General features: G+C 64.5%; 19 protein-coding genes and 1 tRNA gene. 14 read left to right on the top strand and 6 right to left on the bottom strand.

Annotation, left to right across the window (positions count from 1 at the left end):
• Positions 1–127 precede the first annotated feature (127 nt).
• Positions 128–1444, bottom strand: a complete 1317-nt coding sequence (locus B552_RS0118290; protein ID WP_019450500.1) for an NYN domain-containing protein — start codon at positions 1442–1444, stop codon at positions 128–130.
• Positions 1445–1749: 305 nt separating this feature from the next.
• Between B552_RS0118290 and B552_RS0118285 the strand changes: the two genes are divergently transcribed.
• The 5 genes from B552_RS0118285 to B552_RS0118265 all read left to right on the top strand — a co-directional run bounded on the left by B552_RS0118285 (position 1750) and on the right by B552_RS0118265 (position 8003).
• Positions 1750–5343 (top strand): indolepyruvate ferredoxin oxidoreductase family protein, encoded by a 3594-nt coding sequence (locus B552_RS0118285; protein ID WP_019450499.1) that lies wholly within the window; start codon positions 1750–1752, stop codon positions 5341–5343.
• 105 nt (positions 5344–5448) lie between these two features.
• A complete protein-coding gene (locus B552_RS0118280; RefSeq protein WP_019450498.1) occupies positions 5449–5868 on the top strand; it encodes a GNAT family acetyltransferase in 420 nt (139 codons plus the stop codon).
• A gap of 20 nt (positions 5869–5888) precedes the next feature.
• Positions 5889–6239 carry a GFA family protein gene (locus tag B552_RS0118275; RefSeq protein WP_026035791.1) on the top strand — a complete coding sequence of 117 codons (351 nt, stop codon included), beginning with the start codon at positions 5889–5891 and terminating at the stop codon, positions 6237–6239.
• A gap of 2 nt (positions 6240–6241) precedes the next feature.
• Positions 6242–6652, top strand: a complete 411-nt coding sequence (locus B552_RS0118270; RefSeq protein WP_019450496.1) for a VOC family protein — start codon at positions 6242–6244, stop codon at positions 6650–6652.
• 109 nt (positions 6653–6761) lie between these two features.
• Positions 6762–8003, top strand: a complete 1242-nt coding sequence (locus tag B552_RS0118265; protein WP_019450495.1) for an MFS transporter — start codon at positions 6762–6764, stop codon at positions 8001–8003.
• Between the two features lie 12 nt (positions 8004–8015).
• Here the strand turns inward: B552_RS0118265 and B552_RS0118260 are convergent, their stop codons facing one another.
• On the bottom strand, positions 8016–8897 hold the full coding sequence (locus B552_RS0118260; RefSeq protein WP_026035790.1) for a class III extradiol ring-cleavage dioxygenase: 882 nt from the start codon (positions 8895–8897) through the stop codon (positions 8016–8018).
• Positions 8898–9174: 277 nt separating this feature from the next.
• On the opposite strand from B552_RS0118260, the gene B552_RS0118255 reads away from it, so the two are divergent.
• The 4 genes from B552_RS0118255 (at position 9175) to B552_RS0118240 (ending at position 12773) form a co-directional block, all read left to right on the top strand.
• Positions 9175–9513 carry a hypothetical protein gene (locus tag B552_RS0118255; RefSeq protein ID WP_019450493.1) on the top strand — a complete coding sequence of 113 codons (339 nt, stop codon included), beginning with the start codon at positions 9175–9177 and terminating at the stop codon, positions 9511–9513.
• A gap of 113 nt (positions 9514–9626) precedes the next feature.
• On the top strand, positions 9627–10937 hold the full coding sequence (locus B552_RS0118250; protein ID WP_019450492.1) for an MFS transporter: 1311 nt from the start codon (positions 9627–9629) through the stop codon (positions 10935–10937).
• Positions 10938–11085: 148 nt separating this feature from the next.
• Positions 11086–11712 carry a DNA-3-methyladenine glycosylase I gene (locus B552_RS0118245; protein WP_019450491.1) on the top strand — a complete coding sequence of 209 codons (627 nt, stop codon included), beginning with the start codon at positions 11086–11088 and terminating at the stop codon, positions 11710–11712.
• Between the two features lie 431 nt (positions 11713–12143).
• Positions 12144–12773, top strand: coding sequence for a LysE family translocator (locus B552_RS0118240; protein ID WP_019450490.1), 630 nt, complete (start codon positions 12144–12146; stop codon positions 12771–12773).
• Here B552_RS0118240 and B552_RS0118235 read toward each other — a convergent pair.
• Complete coding sequence (locus B552_RS0118235; RefSeq protein ID WP_019450489.1) at positions 12765–13745, bottom strand: cation diffusion facilitator family transporter; 981 nt, start codon at positions 13743–13745, stop codon at positions 12765–12767. The genes B552_RS0118240 and B552_RS0118235 overlap by 9 nt on opposite strands.
• A 302-nt stretch (positions 13746–14047) precedes the next feature.
• On the opposite strand from B552_RS0118235, the gene hpnI reads away from it, so the two are divergent.
• From hpnI to B552_RS0118210, 5 genes are all read left to right on the top strand, one after another.
• The gene (hpnI, locus tag B552_RS0118230; RefSeq protein WP_019450488.1) at positions 14048–15226 is read left to right on the top strand and encodes a bacteriohopanetetrol glucosamine biosynthesis glycosyltransferase HpnI; all 1179 of its coding nucleotides are present in this window, start codon (positions 14048–14050) and stop codon (positions 15224–15226) included.
• The gene (hpnJ, locus tag B552_RS0118225) at positions 15223–16644 is read left to right on the top strand and encodes a hopanoid biosynthesis associated radical SAM protein HpnJ (RefSeq protein ID WP_019450487.1); all 1422 of its coding nucleotides are present in this window, start codon (positions 15223–15225) and stop codon (positions 16642–16644) included. Before hpnI ends, hpnJ begins: the two co-directional genes overlap by 4 nt.
• A 5-nt stretch (positions 16645–16649) precedes the next feature.
• Positions 16650–17477, top strand: a complete 828-nt coding sequence (hpnK, locus tag B552_RS0118220; RefSeq protein ID WP_019450486.1) for a hopanoid biosynthesis-associated protein HpnK — start codon at positions 16650–16652, stop codon at positions 17475–17477.
• Complete coding sequence (locus B552_RS0118215) at positions 17474–18466, top strand: lysylphosphatidylglycerol synthase domain-containing protein (RefSeq protein ID WP_019450485.1); 993 nt, start codon at positions 17474–17476, stop codon at positions 18464–18466. Before hpnK ends, B552_RS0118215 begins: the two co-directional genes overlap by 4 nt.
• Positions 18467–18625: 159 nt before the next feature.
• Positions 18626–19120, top strand: a complete 495-nt coding sequence (locus B552_RS0118210; RefSeq protein ID WP_019450484.1) for a hypothetical protein — start codon at positions 18626–18628, stop codon at positions 19118–19120.
• 65 nt (positions 19121–19185) lie between these two features.
• Here the strand turns inward: B552_RS0118210 and B552_RS0118205 are convergent.
• From B552_RS0118205 to B552_RS0118195, 3 genes are all read right to left on the bottom strand, one after another.
• Positions 19186–19261: transfer RNA gene (locus B552_RS0118205), tRNA-Ala, on the bottom strand.
• Between the two features lie 67 nt (positions 19262–19328).
• Positions 19329–21053: a thiosulfohydrolase SoxB gene (gene soxB, locus B552_RS0118200; RefSeq protein ID WP_019450483.1), complete on the bottom strand. Its 1725-nt coding sequence runs from the start codon at positions 21051–21053 to the stop codon at positions 19329–19331.
• A gap of 27 nt (positions 21054–21080) precedes the next feature.
• The gene (locus B552_RS0118195; protein WP_026035789.1) at positions 21081–21584 is read right to left on the bottom strand and encodes a TlpA disulfide reductase family protein; all 504 of its coding nucleotides are present in this window, start codon (positions 21582–21584) and stop codon (positions 21081–21083) included.
• Positions 21585–21593 lie beyond the last annotated feature (9 nt).

Raw genomic sequence — 21593 nt, 5'->3', positions numbered from 1 at the left:
CGGGAGAGGGGAGAACACCAGGGGTATAGCAAAGGCCGCTGGTTCGCTGCCCTCTCCAACTTTATGGGGTCAGTTCAGCGGGAGAGGGGCTGGGGGAGAGGGCCAGCACATCAAGTTGCGACGGCGCTTACTCTTCGGCAGCCACCGCCGCCTTCTTCGCCGGCGCACGCTTGCGCGGTGCGGCCTTCTTCGCGGCAGGCTTCTTCTCTGCCGGCTTCGTTGCAGCCTTCTTCGCCGGCTTCTTCACGGCATCCGCAGGCGCTTCCGCCACGGCTTCCGGCGCTGCGGGCGCGTCCACGTGCGCCGGAAGCACTGTCATGCCCGGCGCCGCAAATACCGACTGGTCGATCGGCCACGGCGTATCGCTGAGCTTCACGTCCGGGCGCCTGTTGCGCTTGTCGCGCGCCTTCGGTTGCTCCTCCGGCGCCTCCACCGTTTCCGGAATCAGCGTCGATGCTGAGCCAGCGCTCTCGCTCTCCTCATCCTCGGCTTCAGCGACAAACATTGCCACGGGTTCGGCAATCGTTTCGACTTCGGCGGCAGGCTCGGGAGCCGGGACCTGCGGTGCCGATCGCGCTGGCGCGTGTCGCTGCTGCTGCGCCTGTTGCGTCGGCTGAGCCTGCGGTTGTGCAGGTTGCTGCTGTGCCGGCTGCGCCGGTTGCGGCTGGCCAGCGCCCTCACCCTTGCCGCGCTTCTTCAGCCGCACCCAGATGGTCTTGTTGTTGCCGCCGTTGCGCGTTTCCACTTCGAACAGGTTCGTTGCAGTCACCAGTTCGGAGAGCTTGCCGTAGCCGTAGTTGCGGGAATCGAATTCCGGCGCCTGCTTGGCGATGTAGTTGCCAATGCCGCCGAGCGTCGACCATCCGTCCTCGTCGGACACGGCCTGCGACGCACTCTGCAGCAGCCGCACCAAGCGCGAGTCCTGACGCAGCTCCTGGGTGTTCCGGCGGCGCGCCGGGGCGGCCCCGGTCTCGGTGTCCGCGTCGGCATCCGCATCGGCACGCAGCACGTCCGAGTAGATGAACTTGTCGCAGGCGGTCACGAACGGCTTGGGCGTCTTGCGTTCGCCGAAGCCGTAGACGATCAGGCCCTGTTCGCGAATGCGCGATGCCAGCCGCGTGAAGTCACTATCGCTCGAGACGATGCAGAAACCGTCGAAGCGCCCGGTGTAGAGCAGGTCCATCGCGTCGATGATCATCGCGCTGTCCGTGGCGTTCTTGCCCACGGTGTAGCGGAACTGCTGGATCGGCTGGATCGAGTGCGCCAGCAGGCGGTCCTTCCAGCCCGACAGGTTCGGGCGGGTCCAGTCGCCATAAATGCGCTTGACGGCGGCCACGCCGTATTTGGCCACTTCGGCCAGCAGGCCTTCGACGATGGCGGGCGCCGCGTTGTCGGCGTCGATCAGCACGGCCAGGGTCGCGCCCTGGCGAGGGGAATTGGTCATGGTCAGTCAGGATGGGCGGGTTGCACCACGCCGGAGCCCGGCGCGGTGGCGCGCGATCAACATGGTTGTCCGCGTGTGCGCCATTTGGATGCACCGCAGTGTACACGCCTGGCGCATGCGTATACGGGAAATCACGGGGGTCCTGGACGCGATTTATGCTGCATCGCACGGTACCGCGGGCGGCACGCCGGTGCTACCATGCCGCGCAGAGACACGGCCGTACAAAGGCTCCACAAGAGACTGCGAACGGCTGCCCACAACTGATGTGTCGGTGATCCCGACAGCATGCCCGTAGAGGAGCACAAATGAATGCCCCACTGACCCCTCCGGTCAGCGACGCAATCCGTCGCGCGCTCGAAAACGTTTCCCTGGAAGACAAGTACACGCTAGAACGCGGCCGCATCTACATCAGCGGCACGCAGGCACTCGTACGCCTTCCGATGCTGCAGCAGGAACGTGACCGCGCCTCCGGCCTGAATACCGCAGGCTTTATCTCCGGCTATCGCGGCTCGCCGCTCGGCGCGCTCGATCAATCGCTCTGGAAGGCCAAGAAGCACCTGGCAGCGCACAACGTCGTGTTCCAGGCCGGCCTGAACGAAGACCTCGCCGCCACCTCCGTCTGGGGATCGCAGCAGGTCAACATGTATCCGGACGCCAGGTTCGATGGCGTGTTCGGCATGTGGTATGGCAAGGGACCGGGCGTAGACCGCACCGGCGACGTCTTCAAACATGCCAACTCAGCCGGTTCCAGCCAGCACGGCGGCGTGCTGGTGCTGGCCGGTGACGATCACTCGGCCAAGTCCTCCACGCTGGCGCACCAGTCCGAGCACATGTTCAAGGCCTGTGGCCTGCCTGTGCTCTACCCGTCGAACGTGCAGGAGTATCTGGACTACGGCCTGCATGGCTGGGCCATGAGCCGCTACTCGGGTCTATGGGTGGCCATGAAGTGCGTGACCGACGTGGTGGAATCGTCGGCCTCGGTCGAACTCGATCCGCACCGCGTGCAGATCGTCCTCCCCGATGACTTCGCGCTGCCGCCGGGCGGCCTGAATATCCGCTGGCCCGACCCGCCGCTCGAACAGGAAGCACGCCTGCTCGACTACAAGTGGTACGCGGGCCTGGCCTATGTGCGCGCCAACAAGATCGACCGCATCGAGATCGATTCGCCGCACGCGCGCTTTGGCATCATGACTGGCGGCAAGGCGTACCTCGATACGCGTCAGGCGCTGTCTGACCTTGGTCTCGACGACGAGACCTGCGCGCGCATTGGCATCCGCCTCTACAAGGTCGGCTGCGTATGGCCGCTGGAAGCACACGGCGCGCGTGCGTTTGCCGAAGGGCTGCACGAGATCCTGGTCGTCGAAGAGAAGCGCCAGATCATGGAGTACGCGCTCAAGGAAGAGCTGTACAACTGGCGCGACGACGTGCGCCCCAAGGTCTACGGCAAGTTCGACGAAAAGGACAACGCGGGCGGCGAATGGTCGATCCCGCAGAACAACTGGCTGCTGCCGGCCCACTACGAGCTGTCGCCGGCAATCATCGCCAAGGCGATTGCCACGCGGCTTGAGAAATTCGAACTGCCGAGCGATATCCGCGCGCGCATCGAGTCTCGCCTGGCGATTATCCAGGCCAAGGAAAAGGCGCTGGCTACCCCGCGCGTCACGGCCGAACGCAAGCCGTGGTTCTGCTCGGGCTGCCCGCACAATACGTCGACCAACGTGCCCGAAGGCTCGCGCGCGCTGGCCGGTATCGGCTGCCATTACATGACTGTGTGGATGGACCGCAACACGAGCACGTTCAGCCAGATGGGCGGTGAAGGCGTGGCGTGGATCGGTCAGGCGCCGTTTGCGGGCGACAAGCACGTGTTCGCCAACCTGGGCGATGGCACCTACTTCCACTCGGGCCTGCTGGCGATCCGTGCGTCGATTTCGGCCGGCGTGAATATCACCTACAAGATCCTCTACAACGATGCGGTGGCGATGACCGGCGGCCAGCCTGTCGACGGCCAACTGTCGGTGCAGGACATTGCCTTCCAGGTGGCTGCCGAGGGCGCGAAGAAGATCGTCATCGTCACGGACCAGCCCGAGAAGTACAACAGCGCGATCAAGCTGCCCGAAGGGTTGACCGTTCATCCGCGCGAACAGCTCGATGACATCCAGCGCGAACTGCGCGAGGTGCCGGGCTGCACGATCCTGATCTACGACCAGACCTGCGCCACGGAAAAGCGCCGCCGCCGCAAGCGCGGCACGTTCCCCGATCCCGCACGCCGCGCGTTCATCAACGACGCCGTGTGCGAAGGCTGCGGCGATTGCTCGGTCAAGTCGAACTGCCTGTCGGTGGAGCCGCTCGAAACCGAACTAGGCACCAAGCGCCAGATCAACCAGTCGTCGTGCAACAAGGATTTCTCGTGCGTGAACGGCTTCTGCCCGAGCTTTGTCACGGCTGAAGGCGCGCAGGTGCGCAAGCCTTCGGCAACCGGCATCTCGATGGGCGGACTTGCCGCGCTGCCGGAACCCGCGCTACCCGCGATGCGCCGCTCGTACGGCATCCTTGTGACCGGCGTGGGTGGTACCGGCGTGGTGACGATCGGCGGCCTGCTTGGCATGGCCGCGCACCTGGAAAACAAGGGCGTGACCGTGCTGGACATGGCGGGCCTGGCACAGAAGGGCGGCGCCGTGCTGTCGCACGTACAGATCGCGGCAAAGCCCGATGACCTGCACGCCACGCGCATCGCTATGGGCGAAGCCGATCTCGTGATTGGTTGCGACGCCATCGTCTCTGCTACCGACGAAGTCATCTCGAAGACGCAGACGGGTCGCACGCGCGCAGTGGTCAACACGGCACAAACCCCGACCGCCGCGTTCATCAAGGACCCGAAGTGGCAGTTCCCGGGCGTGTCGGCCGAGCAGGACATCCGCAATGCGGTGGGCGATGCGTGCGACTTCATCAACGCCAGCGCGCTGGCCGTGGCGCTGCTCGGCGATGCGATCTACACGAATCCGCTCGTGCTGGGCTATGCGTGGCAGAAGGGCTGGATTCCGCTGTCGCTCGAAGCGCTCGTACGTGCCATCGAACTGAACGGTGTGTCGGTCGACAAGAACAAGGCCGCATTCGACTGGGGCCGCCATATGGCGCATGACCCCGATCACGTGCTGTCGCTGACCGGCAAGCTCAAGGCTCAGACCGAGGGCGCCGATGTGGTGAAGCTGCCGACGTCGTCGGGCGCGTTGCTTGAGAAGCTGATCGCCACCCGCATCGACCTGCTGACGAAGTACCAGAACGCGGCCTATGCCGAGCAATATCGCGATGTGGTCAATCGCGTGCGCGCGGCCGAAAGCAAACTGGTCGGCGCTGGCAAGCCGCTGCCCCTTACGGAAGCCGCGGCGCGCAACCTGGCCAAGCTGATGGCGTACAAGGACGAGTACGAAGTGGCTCGCCTTTACACCGATCCGATCTTCCTGGACAAGCTGCGCGCGCAGTTCGAAGGCGAGCCGGGCCGTGACTATCAGCTGAACTTCTGGCTCGCGCCGCCGACCACGGCCAAGCGCGATGACAAGGGTCGCCTGGTCAAGCGCCGCTTTGGTCCGTCGACGATGACGCTGTTCCGCTTGCTTGCGAAGCTCAAGGGCCTGCGCGGCGGTCCGCTCGACATCTTCGGCAAGACCGAGGAACGCCGCACGGAACGCGCGCTGATCGGCGAGTATCGTGCGTTGCTGGACGAACTGTCGAAGGGCCTGAGCACGGCCAATCACGGCACGGCTGTGTCGCTGGCCAACCTGCCCGACGATATTCGCGGGTTCGGTCACGTGAAGGACAACAACCTCAAGGCCGCACGTGGCAAGTGGGAAAAACTCCTCGCGCAGTTCCGCAATCCGCAGGCGGGTCAGCAGGCAGCTTGATGGGCTGAGGCAGTAGAAAAAGACGGCGCGGGCGCAAAGCCCGCGCCGTTCTTGTTTCCGCCAGCCAAAGCTACACTGACAGGCCGACACACTCACCGCCCCGCCATGCAGATCCGCCCCTACCACCTCGCTGACGAATCCGCCGTTGTCGACCTGTGGAAAGCCTGCGGCCTGACCCGCCCGTGGAACGATCCGCACAAGGACATCGCCCGCAAGCTGACCACGCAGCCCGAACTGTTCCTGGTCGGCGAAGTGGATGGGCATGTGCGCGCATCGGCCATGGTCGGCTTCGACGGGCATCGCGGCTGGGTCAACTACCTGGCCGTGGACCCCGCCTTTCAGGGGCGCGGCTATGGGCGTATGCTGATGGCTCGCGCCGAGGCGCTGCTGATCGAACGTGGCTGCCCGAAGCTCAACCTGATGGTGCGCGAAGGCAACGACGCCGTGCTGGCGTTCTACGACGAGCTTGGCTATACCCGCGATGCCGTGGTCAGTCTGGGCAAGCGGCTGATTCCCGATCAATGATCTGATCCACAGGAGCTTCCATGACTACCTACCAGGGAAGTTGTCATTGCGGCCGCGTCGCCTTCGAGGCGGACGGCGAGATCACCACAGTAATGCAGTGCAATTGCACGATCTGCCGCCGGCGCGGCCATCTGCTCTGGTTCGTGCCGAAGGCGCAGTTCCGGCTGAAGACGCCCGATGAAAACGCGTCGACCTATCGCTTCAACACGATGAAGATCGCGCACCGCTTCTGCCCCGTCTGCGGCTGCGGGCCCTATGCCGAAGCTGTCGATCCGCAGGGCAATCCCACGGCGGCCGTCAACGTGCGCTGCGTCGACGATATCGACCTGTCCAGCCTCAAGGTCATCGACTACGACGGCCTGCACCGCTAACCATGCTCAAGATCCGCGGCATCGATCATCTGGTCCTGCGCTCGGCCGACGTCCCCCGGCTCGTGCGTTTCTACGTGGACGTGCTCGGCTGCACAGTCGAGCGCGAGCAACCGGCGTTCGGCCTGACCCAGTTGCGTGCCGGCAGTGGGCTGATCGACCTGGTATCGCTCGATGGCCCGATCGGGCACGCGGGCGGCGCAGGCCCCGGCGTGGAAGGCCGCAATCTCGATCACTTCTGCCTGCGTATCGATCCGTTCGATGCCGATGAGATATTCGCGCACCTGCGCATTCATCATGTCGATGCCGGACCCGTCGAACAGCGCTTCGGCGCCGAAGGCCGCGGCCCGTCGATCTACGTGAAAGACCCGGACGGCAACACGGTGGAACTGAAGGGGCCGGCGGACACGGCCTGAGCGCCGGCCACGAAAAGTGCCTTCCCGCAGGCACGCCCGCGCCGATACAATTTCGGCTTCATCGATCAAGCATTGCCACCGGCGCCCCCCAATCTGCGTCGGGCGCGCCATGACTGCACCTTCCGATTCCCACCCCTCCGGCGCCCCTGCGCTGCCGCCCCGCCAAATCCTCTGGACGCTTGGCGTCACCGAGATCATCAGTTGGGGCACGCTCTACTTCGCCTTTACGGTTTTCATCGAACCGATGCACCAGTCGCTCGGCTACAGCAAGCCATTCCTGGCCGGCGGGTTCTCGCTGGGGCTGCTGGTCTGGGCGATGTGCTCGTTCGCGGTGGGCCGGCTTCTGGATCGCGTGCCCGCGCGCAAAGTGATGGGGGCAGGCTCGGTGCTGGCCGCCATCGGCCTGCTGCTGTGGGCGTGGTGTCCATCACCGGCGATGTTCCTGCTGATGTGGATTCCGCTCGGGGTGGCCATGGCCTCGACGCTCTACGAGCCGGCGTTCGTCGTCCTGCGTCAGGCGTGGGGCGACGGCTACCAGAAACCAATCGTCCATGTGACGCTGCTGGCGGGCTTCGCCAGCACGATCTTCATTCCGCTGGCGCAATGGCTGGTGATCCATCTGGGCTGGCGCCAGACGCTGGTCATCTTCGCGGCACTGAACCTGTTCGTCTGCGTGCCGCTGCACGCGCGGCTGCGCTACGCGGTGCATCCGTCCTACGCGCACACGGGCTCCCCGCTGGGCGGCGCGGCGTCGTCCGGCATCGCACGCATGACGCTTCGCCAGCCCGTGTTCTGGGCCGTGGTGCTGGCGTTCACGGCCACCGCCGTCATTGCCTCGCTGCTTGGCGCGCACCTGATCCCGCTGCTGACCGAGAAAGGCATGCCTGTTGCGCAGCAACTCGTCGTGGCCGCGCTGATCGGCCCCGCGCAGGTGGCCGGGCGGCTTGTCATGGCGCGGCTGCCGATCGATCAGCCGGTGCGGCTGTCGATGCCGGTCTACATCGTGATGTGCATCGGCCTGGTGTGCCTGGCAATCGGAAGCGGATACTGGCTGATGTTCGCAGCCATCTGCTACGGCTGCGCCAACGGCGTCAACACGATGCTGCGTGCCATGGCGATGCCCGAACTGATCTCGCGGCATCACTACGCAACGCTGAACGGGTTGATGATGACCCCGGTGTTGCTGATGCAGGCCGCTGCGCCGTGGTTCGGCGCGCTGCTCTGGCGTGCCGGCGGCGGCTACTGGCTGATGCTGTGGGTGATGGTGGCGCTCGCCATCGCGGCGCTGGGCGCGTTTGCGTTCGCGCTGCACCAGCGCGGTCTGCTGCGCACCGGCACCGCCCCCGCGTAATCGTTCTTGCCCTCAGGCAGCCTGCGGCAGCGGCGCATGGCCTGTGCCGATGCCATCGAACACGAACGTATCCATTGCCAGCACGCCGTATGTGACCTCGTCGGCAATGCGGTCCACCCGTGCTGGACCTGACGCCACCGACACAGGACCGATCGCGGCACCCAGTGCCACGTAGAACGGCAACAGGTGCTCATCGGTCGGGTGAGCCCGACGTGCATGCGGCGCCTGAGCACGGTAATCGGCAATGCGGCTGACGTCGCCGGTGGCCAGCGCCTCGCCCAGCGCGTCCTGCATCCAGTTGCGGAACTCGTCCACATACGGCTCGGTCTCCGGACCATGCTGCGCGCGGCGCTCGCCCGCGCCGAATACTTCGCGAAGGTTGTGGGTAAAGCTGCCCGAGCCGATCACCAGCACACCTTCCTCGCGCAGCGGCGCCAGCGCGCGGCCGATCTCGATCTGCGTGGCCGGGCTCAGGTACGGATTGAACGCAAGCTGGACTACCGGCACGTCGGCCTTGGGGAAGAAATGGCGCAGCGGCATCCAGGCACCGTGGTCCAGCGGCCGGTCCTCGTCCTCGGCCACGAAGCCGGCCCCCGGAACATGCGCGGCCTCGATCAGGGTCTTGACCCGCGCGGCCAGTTCCGGGGAACCCGGCGCGTCATAGCGCAGTGTGTAGAGCTCGCGCGGAAAGCCGCCGAAATCGTGCCACGCTTCCTGCTGGCCGCGCGTGCTGACCGCCAGCGTGCTGTAGATCCAGTGAGCGGAGATCACCAGCACCGCCTTGGGCTTGAGCGCGCGCAGGTTCTCGCCCAGCGCGTCGAAGGCGGCGCCGGTCTGGCCCGGGTCGATCGCAAGCATCGGGGAGCCGTGGGACACGTAGACAACGGGAAGCATGGTGGTCATGGCGCGAGCATTCAGTCCATTTGTTCAATGCCTCAAGTCTGGCAAGGAAGACAGGCGCTGACACAAGCCATTTGCGGATACCTCGTGCAAAAAACTTCAACATCTGCCGCGCCAGCCATCGTGCCGCGCATCCGGGCGTTGGATACCGCACACAACCTGCAGCGCTTTCGGATCCACATGTGACCGGCGCAATGGGAATCGGCCTATGATGGGGAACACGACGCCCCCGCACCCAGACAACGTGCCGGACGTCGGCTGGAGAACCCCCGTGGCCAAGCGTTTCGATCCCCCGCACGCCCTGCCCCACGCCCTGTGGTGGCAACCCGGCGTTTACGGCAGCATCCCCGCCGTGCTGCTATGGATCATTGCAAGGCTGCCGGCCGAGACACTTGCCAGCGTCTTCGGCATCCCCTACGCCGCAGCACTGTTCAATCACGCCGGGGATACCGTATTCGTCACCGGATGGGTGGCCAGTGCCATCTGGCTCTGGTTCACACGCAAGAAGCCCGACACCGTGGCTCGAAAGGCAGCCGATGCGGACAAGGCGCCACCCGCTGCCAACCACAACGCACATCACGGACACCATCACGGACATCACCCGGGCTAGCCCGTGACCGGGACCAGGATGTAAGGAATCGCTTAAGATGGCGCCTTGCGCCACTGCCAGGGCACAAACTGGCGGGGGCATCCATCGGTCCTTTCATCGTTGTCATTAGCGCCATGTCCGTTACCGCAACATCTGCCAATCAGCTGTCCAGAGCCACCCGACGACGCGCGATCATCGCTGCAACCATCGGCAATGGCCTGGAATGGTTCGACTTCACTGTCTACAGCTTCTTCGCCGTCATCATTGCCAAGCTGTTCTTCCCAACCGGCAATGACCTCACGTCGTTCCTGCTGACCGTCGCCACGTTCGGCGTGGGCTTCTTCATGCGCCCGGTGGGCGCGATCGTGCTCGGCGTCTACGCCGACCGCGTGGGCCGCAAGGCGGCCCTGACGCTGACCATCCTGCTGATGGCACTGGGTACGGCAATCATCGGCCTGGCCCCGACATACGAGTCGATCGGCCTGTGGGCGCCCGCGCTGATCGTGCTGGCCCGCCTGATCCAGGGTTTCTCGGCCGGTGGCGAAGTCGGCGGCGCAACAGCCTTCCTGATCGAGCACGCCCCCGACGAGGAGCGTGGCATGTACGCAAGCTGGCAGCAGGCCAGCCAGGGCATTTCCTTCATGCTCGGCGCAGCAATGGGTGCGCTGGTGACCAACGGTCTGGACCAGGCGCAGATCGACGCCTGGGGCTGGCGCATCCCGTTCCTGTTCGGCCTGCTGATCGGCCCGGTCGGCATGTACATCCGCTCGCACCTGGAAGAACCGCCCGAGTTCGAGGCTCGCCAGGCCGAGCGTCGCGCCAGCCATGTGAAGTTCTCGCCGCTGTCGCAGGTGCTGCGCGACCACCCGCGCGAAGTGCTGGCCGGCCTGGGCGTGACCATCCTCTGGACCGTCTGCACCTACGTGCTGGTGTTCTACATGCCGTCCTACGCCAAGCAGCAGCTTGGCTTGCCGCTGGGTGCGACGTTCCAGTCCACCGCCATCTGCGGGGCAATCATCCTGGTGCTGTGCCCGCTGATGGGCATGCTGTCCGACCGCGTGGGCCGCAAGCGCATGCTCGGGGTCGTGGCCCTGGCCATCGGCGTGCTGGCCTACCCGCTGTTCCACTGGCTCAACGTGGCGCCCACCACCGCCACGCTGCTGCAGGTACAGATCGTCCTGGGCATCCTGCTGGCTGCCTTCACGGGCCCGGCGCCCGCCGTGCTGGCCGAGCAGTTCCCGACCGAAGTCCGCTCGACCGGCCTGTCGCTGGCCTACAACTTCGCGGTGACGATCTTCGGCGGCTTTGCCCCGCTGATCGTCACGTGGCTGATCGAATCGACGCACAACAAGCTGGCCCCGGCGTACTACGTGATCGCCGCCGCCGCCATCAGCTTCGTTGCGCTGATCTTCATGCACGACCGCACCGGCAAGAAGCTGGCCTGACCGCCGACGCGCACGGGAAAGAAGCCAACCTCCGGGTTGGCTTTTTTTTGCCCGATCAGATGTCCGAATCCAGCCTTTACGCGATCCTGCCGCAAGCGCATGATCGCTACGGCGCACGTCCCACCACCCCTGCAAGGAGCCCAGCCGCATGACCAGATCGACATCCGCACTACAGCAACGGGAACGCTGCGGGTGGTGCGGCACGCTCGAGGATTACTGCCACTACCACGATCAGGAATGGGGCTTTCCGGTCGACGACGACCGGCGGCTGTTCGAAAAACTGTGCCTGGAGGGTTTCCAGTCTGGCCTGAGCTGGCTGACGATCCTGCGCAAGCGTGAGGCATTCCGCCGCGCGTTTGCCAATTTCGAGATCGACAAGGTGGCCCGCTTTGACGAGCGTGACGTGGAACGGCTGCTCGATGATGCCAGCATCGTGCGGCACCGCGGCAAGATCGAGGCGGCGATCAACAACGCCCAACGCGCGCGGGAACTGCTGGAGACCGAATCGTCACTCGCGGCGTATTTCTGGAAGTTCGAGCCCGACCCGAAGAGCCGGCCCGGCAAGCTCACGCCCGAAGTGCTGAAGGCGATGACCACCTGTCCAGAGGCGGCAGCGTTGTCGAAGGATCTGAAGAAGCGCGGCTGGAAGTTTGTCGGCCCAACCACGATGTACGCGCTGATGCAGGCCATGGGCCTCGTCAACGATCACCGCGAGGGCTGCTGGACCCGCGCCGAGGTGCAGCGAGCACGCAAGGCGTTCAAGGTGCCGCGCTAGGTGGCATTGGGGTGGGGGCGCCGGGAGCGAATTTCCCCGTTCCCGCCTGTTCCCGCAATGCTACGTATACGTGCCTTTACATTGTTTACGTATACATAAGTAATAGTAGTAATGGTTAACACTGCCCATCAGCCGTGGATAACCGTGATTTGTCCTTTCACATCAATGGCTTGCCAAGCAGATAACCCATTGGGCAAGCGCGCGGCGTATACGTGGAAAGCGGGTGCACAGTTTTTCGGCCGTTCGAGCCCGGGACGTATACGTGCCTGGTTGTTCGTATACGTCCCACAAGCCACCCCCAGCCAGTTCACAGGCTGTTCACGCGGTTTTCCCCAGATGCACATCAAGATGTCCACAGGCTGAGGCAGGTTTTACGTGCGCGGCTCCGGCGATCGCGTCAAACTGGCGCGTCGATCTTCCGGAGTCCTGCCATGGATGCCACTACCCTGTTGCTGTACATGATCGCCGTCGCCGCCGTGGTGGTGACGCCTGGCCCGACGATGCTGCTGGCGCTGAGCAATGGCGCCACGCGGGGCATGCGGGTGGCAGCCTGCGGAATCGCGGGCGCCGCGCTGGCGGACCTGATCCTGATTGGGGCGGTGGGCTGCGGGCTTGGCGCCGTGCTGCTGGCATCCGAGCAGATGTTCACCGTCATCAAGTGGATCGGCGCGGCTTACCTGCTTTATCTGGCATGGGGTCTGTGGCGGGCGCCGGTGCAGGCACTGACGGCCACGTCGGGTGCTGCATCGGCCAACGGCTGGGCTGCCTTCCTGCGCGCGCTGTTTGTCGCGTTGTCCAACCCCAAGACGCTGCTGTTCACATCGGCCTTCGTCCCGCAGTTCATCCATCCGGACAAGCCCGTGGCGCTGCAATACACGATCCTGGCCGTGGTGGCCGCCGTCATGGACATCGTGATGATGATGATCTACGCGTTTGGCGGGCAGCACGCCATGCGCACGATGTCTGCGCGCGCCGTGCAGTGGGTGAACCGGAGTTGTGCGGGCATGCTGGCCTTCCTGGCCGTGGGACTGAGCCTGTACCGACGCAGCGAACTACACTGACAGCCTTGCCCCACGCGAGACCTCGCGGGGGGCCTCGCGCGGGACCCTCACCGGGTCCACGTGCGTCATCACATTGAGAACGTCGTCGCGCTCCATCGCGCGACGGGCCGCTTCCGAAGCGATGGCGTGCCCTTGCTCGACGGTCAGGTCCGCCTGGATCTCCAGGTGGACGTCCACCAGGATCATGTCACCCATCTTGCGCGTTTTCAGGTCGTGCAGCCCGAGCACGCCTGGCGTTTCCAGCATCGTGGCGTGCAGCGCGGCAACGGTATCCTCGTCGGCAGCATGGTCCATCAGGTCGCTGAGGGCGTCCCAGCCGAACTTCAGCCCCATGCGCGACACCATCAGGCCAACCACGATGGCTGCCACGGGATCGAGCACGTGGTAGCCCAGCAGATTCCCGCCGACACCGAGCGCCACCACCAGCGAAGACGCCGCATCGGAACGGGCATGCCAGGCATTGGCAACGAGCATGCTCGACCTGACCCGTTCAGCCACGTGCAGCATGTAGCGAAACAGCAGTTCCTTGGCCGCCAGCGCACCCAGTGCGGCCCAGAGCGCGATGGTCTGCACCGGCGGGATGCCTTCCGGATGCTGGATCTTGCCGACCGCCGTCCAGAGCATGCCCACGCCAACCGCCAGCAGCAATGCACCGAGCGCCAGCGAGGCGGCGGTCTCGAAGCGCTGATGCCCATAAGGATGATCGGTGTCGGCACCCTTGCGGCTGTGATGCCCCGCGAACAGCACCACGAAATCGGAAACCAGATCGGAAAGCGAATGCATCGCATCTGCAATCAGGGCCTGTGACCCGGCCAGAAACCCGACCGTGGCCTGTGCAATGGTCAGGCCGATATTGACGAATACGCTGACCAGCGTGCTGCGGCGGCCAGCCAGATGGCGCGCTTGCGCATGTTCGTCGCTCTGGCTGATTGCCGGAGCGGAAGGTTCGCTTGCGATGTGACTATCGCGCATGATTTTGGTATTGCGGGATCAGGATAACGTTCGGGCAGTTCGTGCATACCGTAGCACTTTTACGCCGTGGTGACAGGGCCCTGAAGGGCAATGCCATTAATCCAGGATTAATCACGGCGATGCACAGTGGTGCAGGAAAGCTGCGTCAACGCAAATTATTACAGCCTCGTTGTGGTGTAACGCACGTATGGCGGCAATAATAGGCCCTCGTCTTCAGTTCGGGGCGGACGTAGTCTCGCAACGTGCACAGCGCGCCGTTCAGGTCGTGCAGTGATGTTTGGTCGCATGCAAGGGGCAAGACGATGAGTGCCATCTGGACCGCTACAGTGGGACAGCTGATGGTTGAGGCCGCAACGGTCTACGCCATCGTGGCCGCATGCGTCAGCCGCAAACGTCCCGCGGGCGCCGCAGTGCCGCAGCACTTCGCTCCGATCAGCGTCCTGAAACCGTTGTGTGGCGCCGAGCCGCGACTCTACGAGAACCTGGCCGGCTTGTGCCGGCAGGACCACCCCGACTACCAGCTTGTCTTTGGCGTCTGTGCCCATGACGATCCCGCAATCGCGATCGTGAACCGTCTGCGCGCAGACTTCCCGGAACGCGACATCGCACTTGTCGTCGATTCGCGCACGCACGGACGCAACCCGAAGGTCAGCAATCTTATCAATCTGTTCCGCGCCGCACGGCATGATCACCTCGTGATCGCGGACAGCGACATCGCGGTACCTCCCGACTATCTGCGGCGACTGGCCGGGCCGCTCGGTGACCCGCATGTCGGCGTGGTGACCTGCCTGTACCGGGGACGCCCCGTGGACGGCATCTGGTCGCGCCTTGGCGCGGCCTTCATCAACGAATGGTTTGCGCCGTCGGTGCGCGTGGCCCACGCTGGCGGATCGCGCCGCTTCGCGTTCGGCGCGACGATTGCGCTGCGCCGCGACACGCTCAATGCGATCGGCGGATTCCGCGCGCTGGCCAACCGGCTGGCCGATGACTTCTGGCTCGGCGAACTGACCCGGAAATCGGGCTGGAAGACTGTTCTGTCAGATGTTGTCGTGGAAACCGATGTGACGGAAACCAGCCTGCGTGCACTGTGGCGTCATGAGTTGCGCTGGCTGCGCACGATTCGTTCGCTAAGCGCGCCGGGCTTCTTCTTCATGTTCCTGACGTGCACCTGGCCAATGCTGGTGCTCGGATGCGTGCTTGCACCGCATTTCGCGATTTTCCTGACTGCCCTGGTTGGCGCGCTTGCGCGCAGCCTGACAGCGGACGGCTTCGGCGCGGCATTGCGCGCGCCGTTGCGCGACTCACTGTTACTGGTGGAGTGGGCCGCCGCATTGACGGGCGGCCGCGTACACTGGCGCGGCCACGTCATGACGACGACCGACGCTCCGCCCTCTCAATCGGCAACGCAGCCGGCCAGCCGGCCGGCATTGCCCAAGCCAATCTATTCGACTACGCCCCACCCTCAGGATAGCCCCCGATGAAAACGCTCTTTCTTCAGGCCCCTTCGTATGACGGTTTTGATGGCGGCGCCGGATCACGTTATCAGGCCAAACGCGAAATCAAATCGTTCTGGTACCCGACCTGGCTCGCGCAGCCGGCAGCACTGGTGCCGAACAGCCGCGTGCTCGACGCGCCGGCAGATGGGATCGGTGTGGAGCAGACGCTCAATATCGCGGTCGACTACGACCTCGTGATCATCCACACGAGCACGCCATCGTTCCCGACCGATGCCCGCTTTGCCGAGGAGCTGAAAGAGAGCCGCCCCGACATCATGATCGGCATGGTCGGCGCCAAGACCGCAGTGGACCCCGGCGGCTCGCTGGCCGCCACCAAGGCGATCGACTTCGTCTGCCGCGAGGAATTCGACTACACGTGCCAGGACGTTGCCGCCGGCAAGCCGCTGGCCGAGATCGCGGGGCTCAGCTATCGCCTGCCCGATGGATCGATCGAGCACAATCCGGCGCGCCCGATGATCGAGAACATGGACGAACTGCCGTTCGTTGCCCCGGTCTACAAGCGCGACCTGAAGATCCAGAACTACTTCATCGGCTATCTGATGCACCCGTACGTGTCGATCTACACGGGTCGCGGATGCCGTTCGCGCTGCACGTTCTGCCTGTGGCCGCAGACGGTGGGTGGGCATCGCTATCGCACGCGATCCGCGCAGAGCGTGATCGACGAAGTGAAATGGATCAAGGAGAACATGCCGGAAGTGCGCGAGATCATGTTCGACGACGACACCTTCACGGACTTCAAGCCGCGCGTGGAAGAGATTGCGCGCGGCCTGGGCAAGATCGGCCTGCCATGGTCGTGCAATGCCAAGGCCAATGTGCCGTACAGCACGCTGAAGGTCATGAAGGAGAACGGCCTGCGTCTGCTGCTGGTGGGCTATGAATCGGGCGACGACCAGATCCTGCTGAACATCAAGAAGGGGCTGCGCACCGATATTGCGCGCCGCTTCACCGAGGACTGTCGCAAGCTCGGCATCCAGATCCACGGCACGTTCATCCTGGGCCTGCCCGGCGAAACCCGCGAGACCATCGAGAAGACGATCGAGTACGCCAAGGAGATCAATCCGCACACGATCCAGGTGTCGCTGGCCGCGCCGTATCCGGGCACCACGCTCTACAACCAGGCCGTGGAAAACGGCTGGCTCGAAGAGAACAAGGTCATCCACCTGGTCAACGACAAGGGCGTGCAACTGGCTGCGATCAGCTACCCGCACCTGAGCCGCGAAGAGATCTACCACGGCGTCGAAACGTTCTATAAACGTTTCTACTTCCGCCCCAGCAAGATCTGGGAGATCGTCAAGGAGATGGCGAGCAGCTGGAACATGACCAAGCGGCGCCTGCGCGAAGGCGTGGAGTTCTTCCGCTTCCTGCGCTCGCACGAGGCATAACCTGCATGACCCACGGCCAGTTGCTGATCGTCACTGCCGATGACTTCGGCTTGCACCGCGACGTCAACGAGGCCGTGGAGCGCGCACATAGCCAGGGCATCCTGAACGCGGCAAGCCTGATGGTCAGCGCGCCAGCCGCCGCCGATGCGGTGGAGCGCGCGCGTCGGCTGCGCGGTCTGCGCGTGGGCCTGCATCTGGTGCTGGCCGATGGCGCCGCCACGCTGCCTCGCGAGAGGATTCCGGATCTCGTCGATGCAGACGGCCGCTTTGGCAGCGCCATGGCGCGCGACGGCTTCCGCTTCTTCTTCCTGCCATACGTACGCAAGCAACTGGCCGCGGAGATCCGCGCGCAGTTCGACGCCTTCGCGCAAACCGGGTTGCCGCTTGACCACGTCAACGCGCACAAGCACTTCCACCTGCACCCGACCGTACTGTCGCTGATCCTCCGGATCGGGCGCGAGTACGGCATGCGCGCGGTACGGCTGCCGCGTGAGGCCGGCGGGCCGTTACTGCTGCGGCCATGGCTGGCGCTGCTGCGCGCACGCCTGCGCCGCGCTGGCATTGCGCATAACGATTTCGTGCTGGGCCTGTCCGATACCGGGACCATGGACGAACCGACACTGCTGTCCGCATTCGAGCGGCTGCCGCGTGGCGTGGTCGAGATGTACCTGCATCCCGCCGTGACATCTGGCGCAGAGGTGGGTGCGTCGATGGCCGGCTACCGGCATGCCGATGAACTGGCTGCCTTGCTTTCTCCGCGCGTGCGTGCCGCTGCGGACCACTTTGCTCCGCAGCGCGGAGGCTTCTCTGATCTTTACGCTGGACTTCGATGAAACGCTTTGCCCTGCTGGGTGTCCTGGCCGGTCTGCTGATTCTGACGGTTGTTGTAGCCATGGAGGGTATCGCCGAAGTGGCGCACATCCTCGTGCAGGCTGGATGGCCGCTTCTATGGCTGGTGCCGATTCACCTGGTCGCACTATGGTTCGACGCCTACGGCTGGCGAGTCCTGCTGGCGCCGGCTGATCCGGAAAAGCGCGCGGGAACCACCTTCCTGCTCTGGATCGCCACCGTGCGTGAAGCCGTGACTCGGTTGCTGCCCACCGCCGGCATCGGCGGCGAGCTTGTTGGCATCCGCCTGGCATGGCGCCGCGTACCGGACGGCACGGCGGTAACCGCGAGCGTCGTGATCGAAGTGATGGTGACGATGTTCGCGCACTACCTGTTCGCGCTGGCGGGCGTGCTGCTGCTGGTTTCCACCACGCAGGACAGTGACCACGGCCTGCTTGTTGCCATCGGGCTGCTGTTGTCGCTGCCGATTCCCGCGTTGTTCGCGTATGCGTTGCGCCATGGCACGTGGTTCGCCAAGCTCGAAAAGTTCGCGCAGCAAATGCTCGGTGACGACCACAAGCTTGCTGCGCTGATCGACGGCGTCCGGCTCGATGCGCAGATCCGCGAACTGTGCCGTCGCTACAGCGTGCTGCTGCGCACGCTGATCTGGCAGATGGTCGGGCTGGCAGTGGGAACGCTGGAAGTCTGGTGGGGACTATCGCTGCTTGGCCATCCGGTGGGCTTTGGCGAGGCGCTGGCCATCGAGGCACTGACACTGGCGGCCCGGCAGGTCGCGTTCTTCATCCCGGCGGGGCTTGGGGTGCAGGAAGCGGTGATCGTGCTGCTGGGCACGAGCTTTGGCATCGATCCGCAAACCTCGCTGGCGCTCGCACTGGTCAAGCGCGCTCGCGAGATCGTGTTCGGGGTGCCGGCGCTGCTGTCCTGGCAGTGGATGGAGTGGCGCCAGATGCGGCGGCGGCAGATGGCGGGGTAAGAGCGTCGGCCCCGTATCCAGCTTCAAACGCGCGCATGTTGCCTCGCAGCGACACCCTACCGCCGGGTGCAGCAGCAATGACTCACTTTTGCTAGCCTCGCTGGTGGGTTGGATTCACATAAATCTGAACAGAGTGTCCCAAACGGGGGGAAACAAACAATGAGAAAGCTGTTCGCCGCATCTCTGCTGTCGCTGACTGCCATCGCTGCACCGGTCAGTGCATATGCTCAACAAAGCGGTTTGCCGGGACTGCCAGTCAAGCTCGGTGACGAGGTGCAATCGGTCAAGGCTGCCCTGAACACATCGATAGACCCCGAGCCGATTGAGCGCTCACCGGCGCTGCCAGCGGGAGCCGTGGATCCCAACAAAGGGAAATCCGTCCTTCATCTGCGCACCAAAGGCATCTGGGTGTTCTTCAGCGCGACGGGCAAGGCCGAAATCATTCGCATGGATGCGCCGTACAGCGGCTCCGTGAAGGGCATCAAGATTGGCGACAGCAGTCAGAAACTTACGTCCACGCTTGGACAGCCGATCAAGAAGCCGTGGCCGGTATTCGTCACGATGCAGGCGTACCAGTACGTGCTGGACGACTCGGCCTACGTGAACTTCAGCGTCAACGATGACGGCGTTCAGTACATCTTCTTGACCCGGTAGCGCGGGAACTCTGCAAGACTGAAAAAGAAAAAGGGCTTGGCAATTTGCCAAGCCCTTTTTGCATCTGGTGGACCGAAGGAGGATCGAACTCCCGACCTCTGCATTGCGAACGCAGCGCTCTCCCAGCTGAGCTATCGGCCCGTAGCGAACGATTGTAGCCGCGTTCAGGCGGCCTTTCAATCGCATCCGCCCGACCGTTGCGCCGATGTCAGGCGGCCGTCATTCCGGGGTTGCCGCCCATGCCGCGCACGGTCGGCAGGTTCAATGGGCGGGCGCTGACTTCCTTGCTTGCTCGCAGCCACTGCGCCATCACATCCCAGATTGGCGTCCCGCCCGTCTGGCGGGCGTCTTCCGATACCGGGGCCCAGCCGGCCACCTTGTAGGTCTTGCCGGACTCCAGCAGTTTGCCGCCCAGGCGCATGTCGGAGATCCGCTTGCCGATCGGCTGGTTGGGGTCGATCGTGTATTGCAGCCCGCCCACTCGCACCATGTCGCCGCCCTGCTGGTAATACGGATCAGGGTTGAACAAGTTGTCCGCCACGTCCTCGAGGATCGTCTTGATGGTGTCGGCGGTCATCGGCGTGACGGTGGTGTACGGATAGGTGATGGCCGTCTGGTCCATCAGCGCTTCCATCGTGATGTTCTCGCCGGGCAGCAGCGTTGTGCCCCAGCGGAAGCCCGGCGAGAACGCGATTTCGGCGTCCTGCACGGCCATCAGGCCATCGAGGATGAGCTGGTCGAACGTGCCGTTGAAGTTGCCGCGGCGATACAGCAGGCCGCGGTTGATCGCGAGTACTTCGCTGAGCTTTGTCTCGTAAGGCGCGCGGGCCTTGGTGATCAGCGCGTCCATTGCCGGGTCTGCCGGCAGGTAGTTGGCGAAGACCGGCAGCAGCTTGTAGCGGAAGTCGGCCACCTTGCCATTGCGCACATCGAAGTCGAGCACCCCAAGGAACTTGCCGTTGGAGCCCGCATTGGTCACCAGCGTCACCCCGCCGGGATTCCTGACGTGCACCGGGGCTGGCACGCCGTCATGCGTATGGCCGCCGAGGATCGCGTCGAGCCCGCGCACGCGCGAAGCGAGCTTGAGATCGACATCCATGCCGTTGTGCGACAGCAGCACCACCACCTGCGCGCCCTTGGTGCGCGCGTCGTTGATCACCTGCTGGAGGTTCTCCTCCTGGATGCCGAAGGTCCAGTCGGGCACGAAGTAGCGCGGGTTGGCGATCGGTGTGTACGGAAAGGCCTGGCCGATGATCGCCACGGCCACGCCGTTCATGTCGCGAATCACGTACGGGTCGAAGACGGGGTCGCCGAAGTCGTTGGTCTTGACGTTCTGCGCCAGGAACGAGACGCGGCCCTTGAAGTCGTTATCGACGATCTGCTTGACGCGCTCGGCGCCGAGCGTCATCTCCCAGTGCGGCGTCATCACGTCGACACCAAGCTGCAGCGCGGCGTCGACCATATCCTGGCCCTTGGTCCACAGCGCCGTGGCCGATCCTTGCCAGGTGTCGCCGCCGTCGAGTAGCAGCGCGCCGGGCCGGCTGGCTTTCATGCGCTGGATCAGCGTCGAGAGATGCGCAAACCCGCCGACCTTGCCATAACGTTGCGCAGCGTCGGTGAAATCGAGGTACGTGAACGCGTGTGCTGCGGCTGTGCCCGGCTGGATGCCGTATTCGCGCAGGAATGCCTGTCCGACCAGATGCGGCGGCTTGCCCGCCCACTGCGCCACGCCCAGGTTCACATTGGGCTCGCGGAAATGCACCGGGCGCAGTTGCGCGTGGCAATCGGTGAAGTGCAGCAGATGCACGTTGCCGAAGCGCGGCACGTCATAGAGCTGCTGCGCGGCACGAGCGGCCTGCGCCTCACCGCTCGGGAAGGCCATGCCACCGGCGCCGGCCACTGCCAGCACCTGCAGGAACTCGCGTCGATTCATGCTGATTTCCGTTCGATACGTATGCGCTCAGCGATTGCCGTAGCGCGCCAGGGCGGCAACCTCGTCGTCGAGCATCTCGCCCACTTCCTTCTGCACCACGCGGCCATTTCCATCGAGCACGTACAGCTCCGGCAGGCCACGCCGCTTGCCGAACGCTTGGCGCAGTGCGTCGGAATCCATCGTCGCCGGGAAGGTGTAGCCGCGCTGTTTCAGGTACGCCGTCGCTTCGTGCTGATGCTTGTCGATGCTGATCGTCAGCACCTGCAAGGACGTACCGCGTGTCTTGTCGTAGAGGGCCTGCAGCCGCGGATTCTGCAGCGCGCAGAACGGGCACCACGAGGCCCAGAACTCGATGACCAGCGGCTTGCCGGCCCATTGCGAGGCGGGCACGGTGCGGCCATCGAGCAGCTTCACGTCGGGCACGCGAATCACGTCGCCGACCTCCGCCGCCTGTGCCGTCACCTGAGCCGCCGCGCCAAACGCGGCAGCCAGTGTCAGCATCCATGCGATTGCAACGCGCCGAACCCGCATTGCGTGCCC

Origin of the sequence: Cupriavidus sp. BIS7 (assembly GCF_000292345.1) — a bacterium.
GTDB lineage: Bacteria > Pseudomonadota > Gammaproteobacteria > Burkholderiales > Burkholderiaceae > Cupriavidus.
The sequence above is the reverse complement of the archived record's forward strand: the minus strand, read 5'-3'. Positions and strand labels throughout refer to the sequence as shown.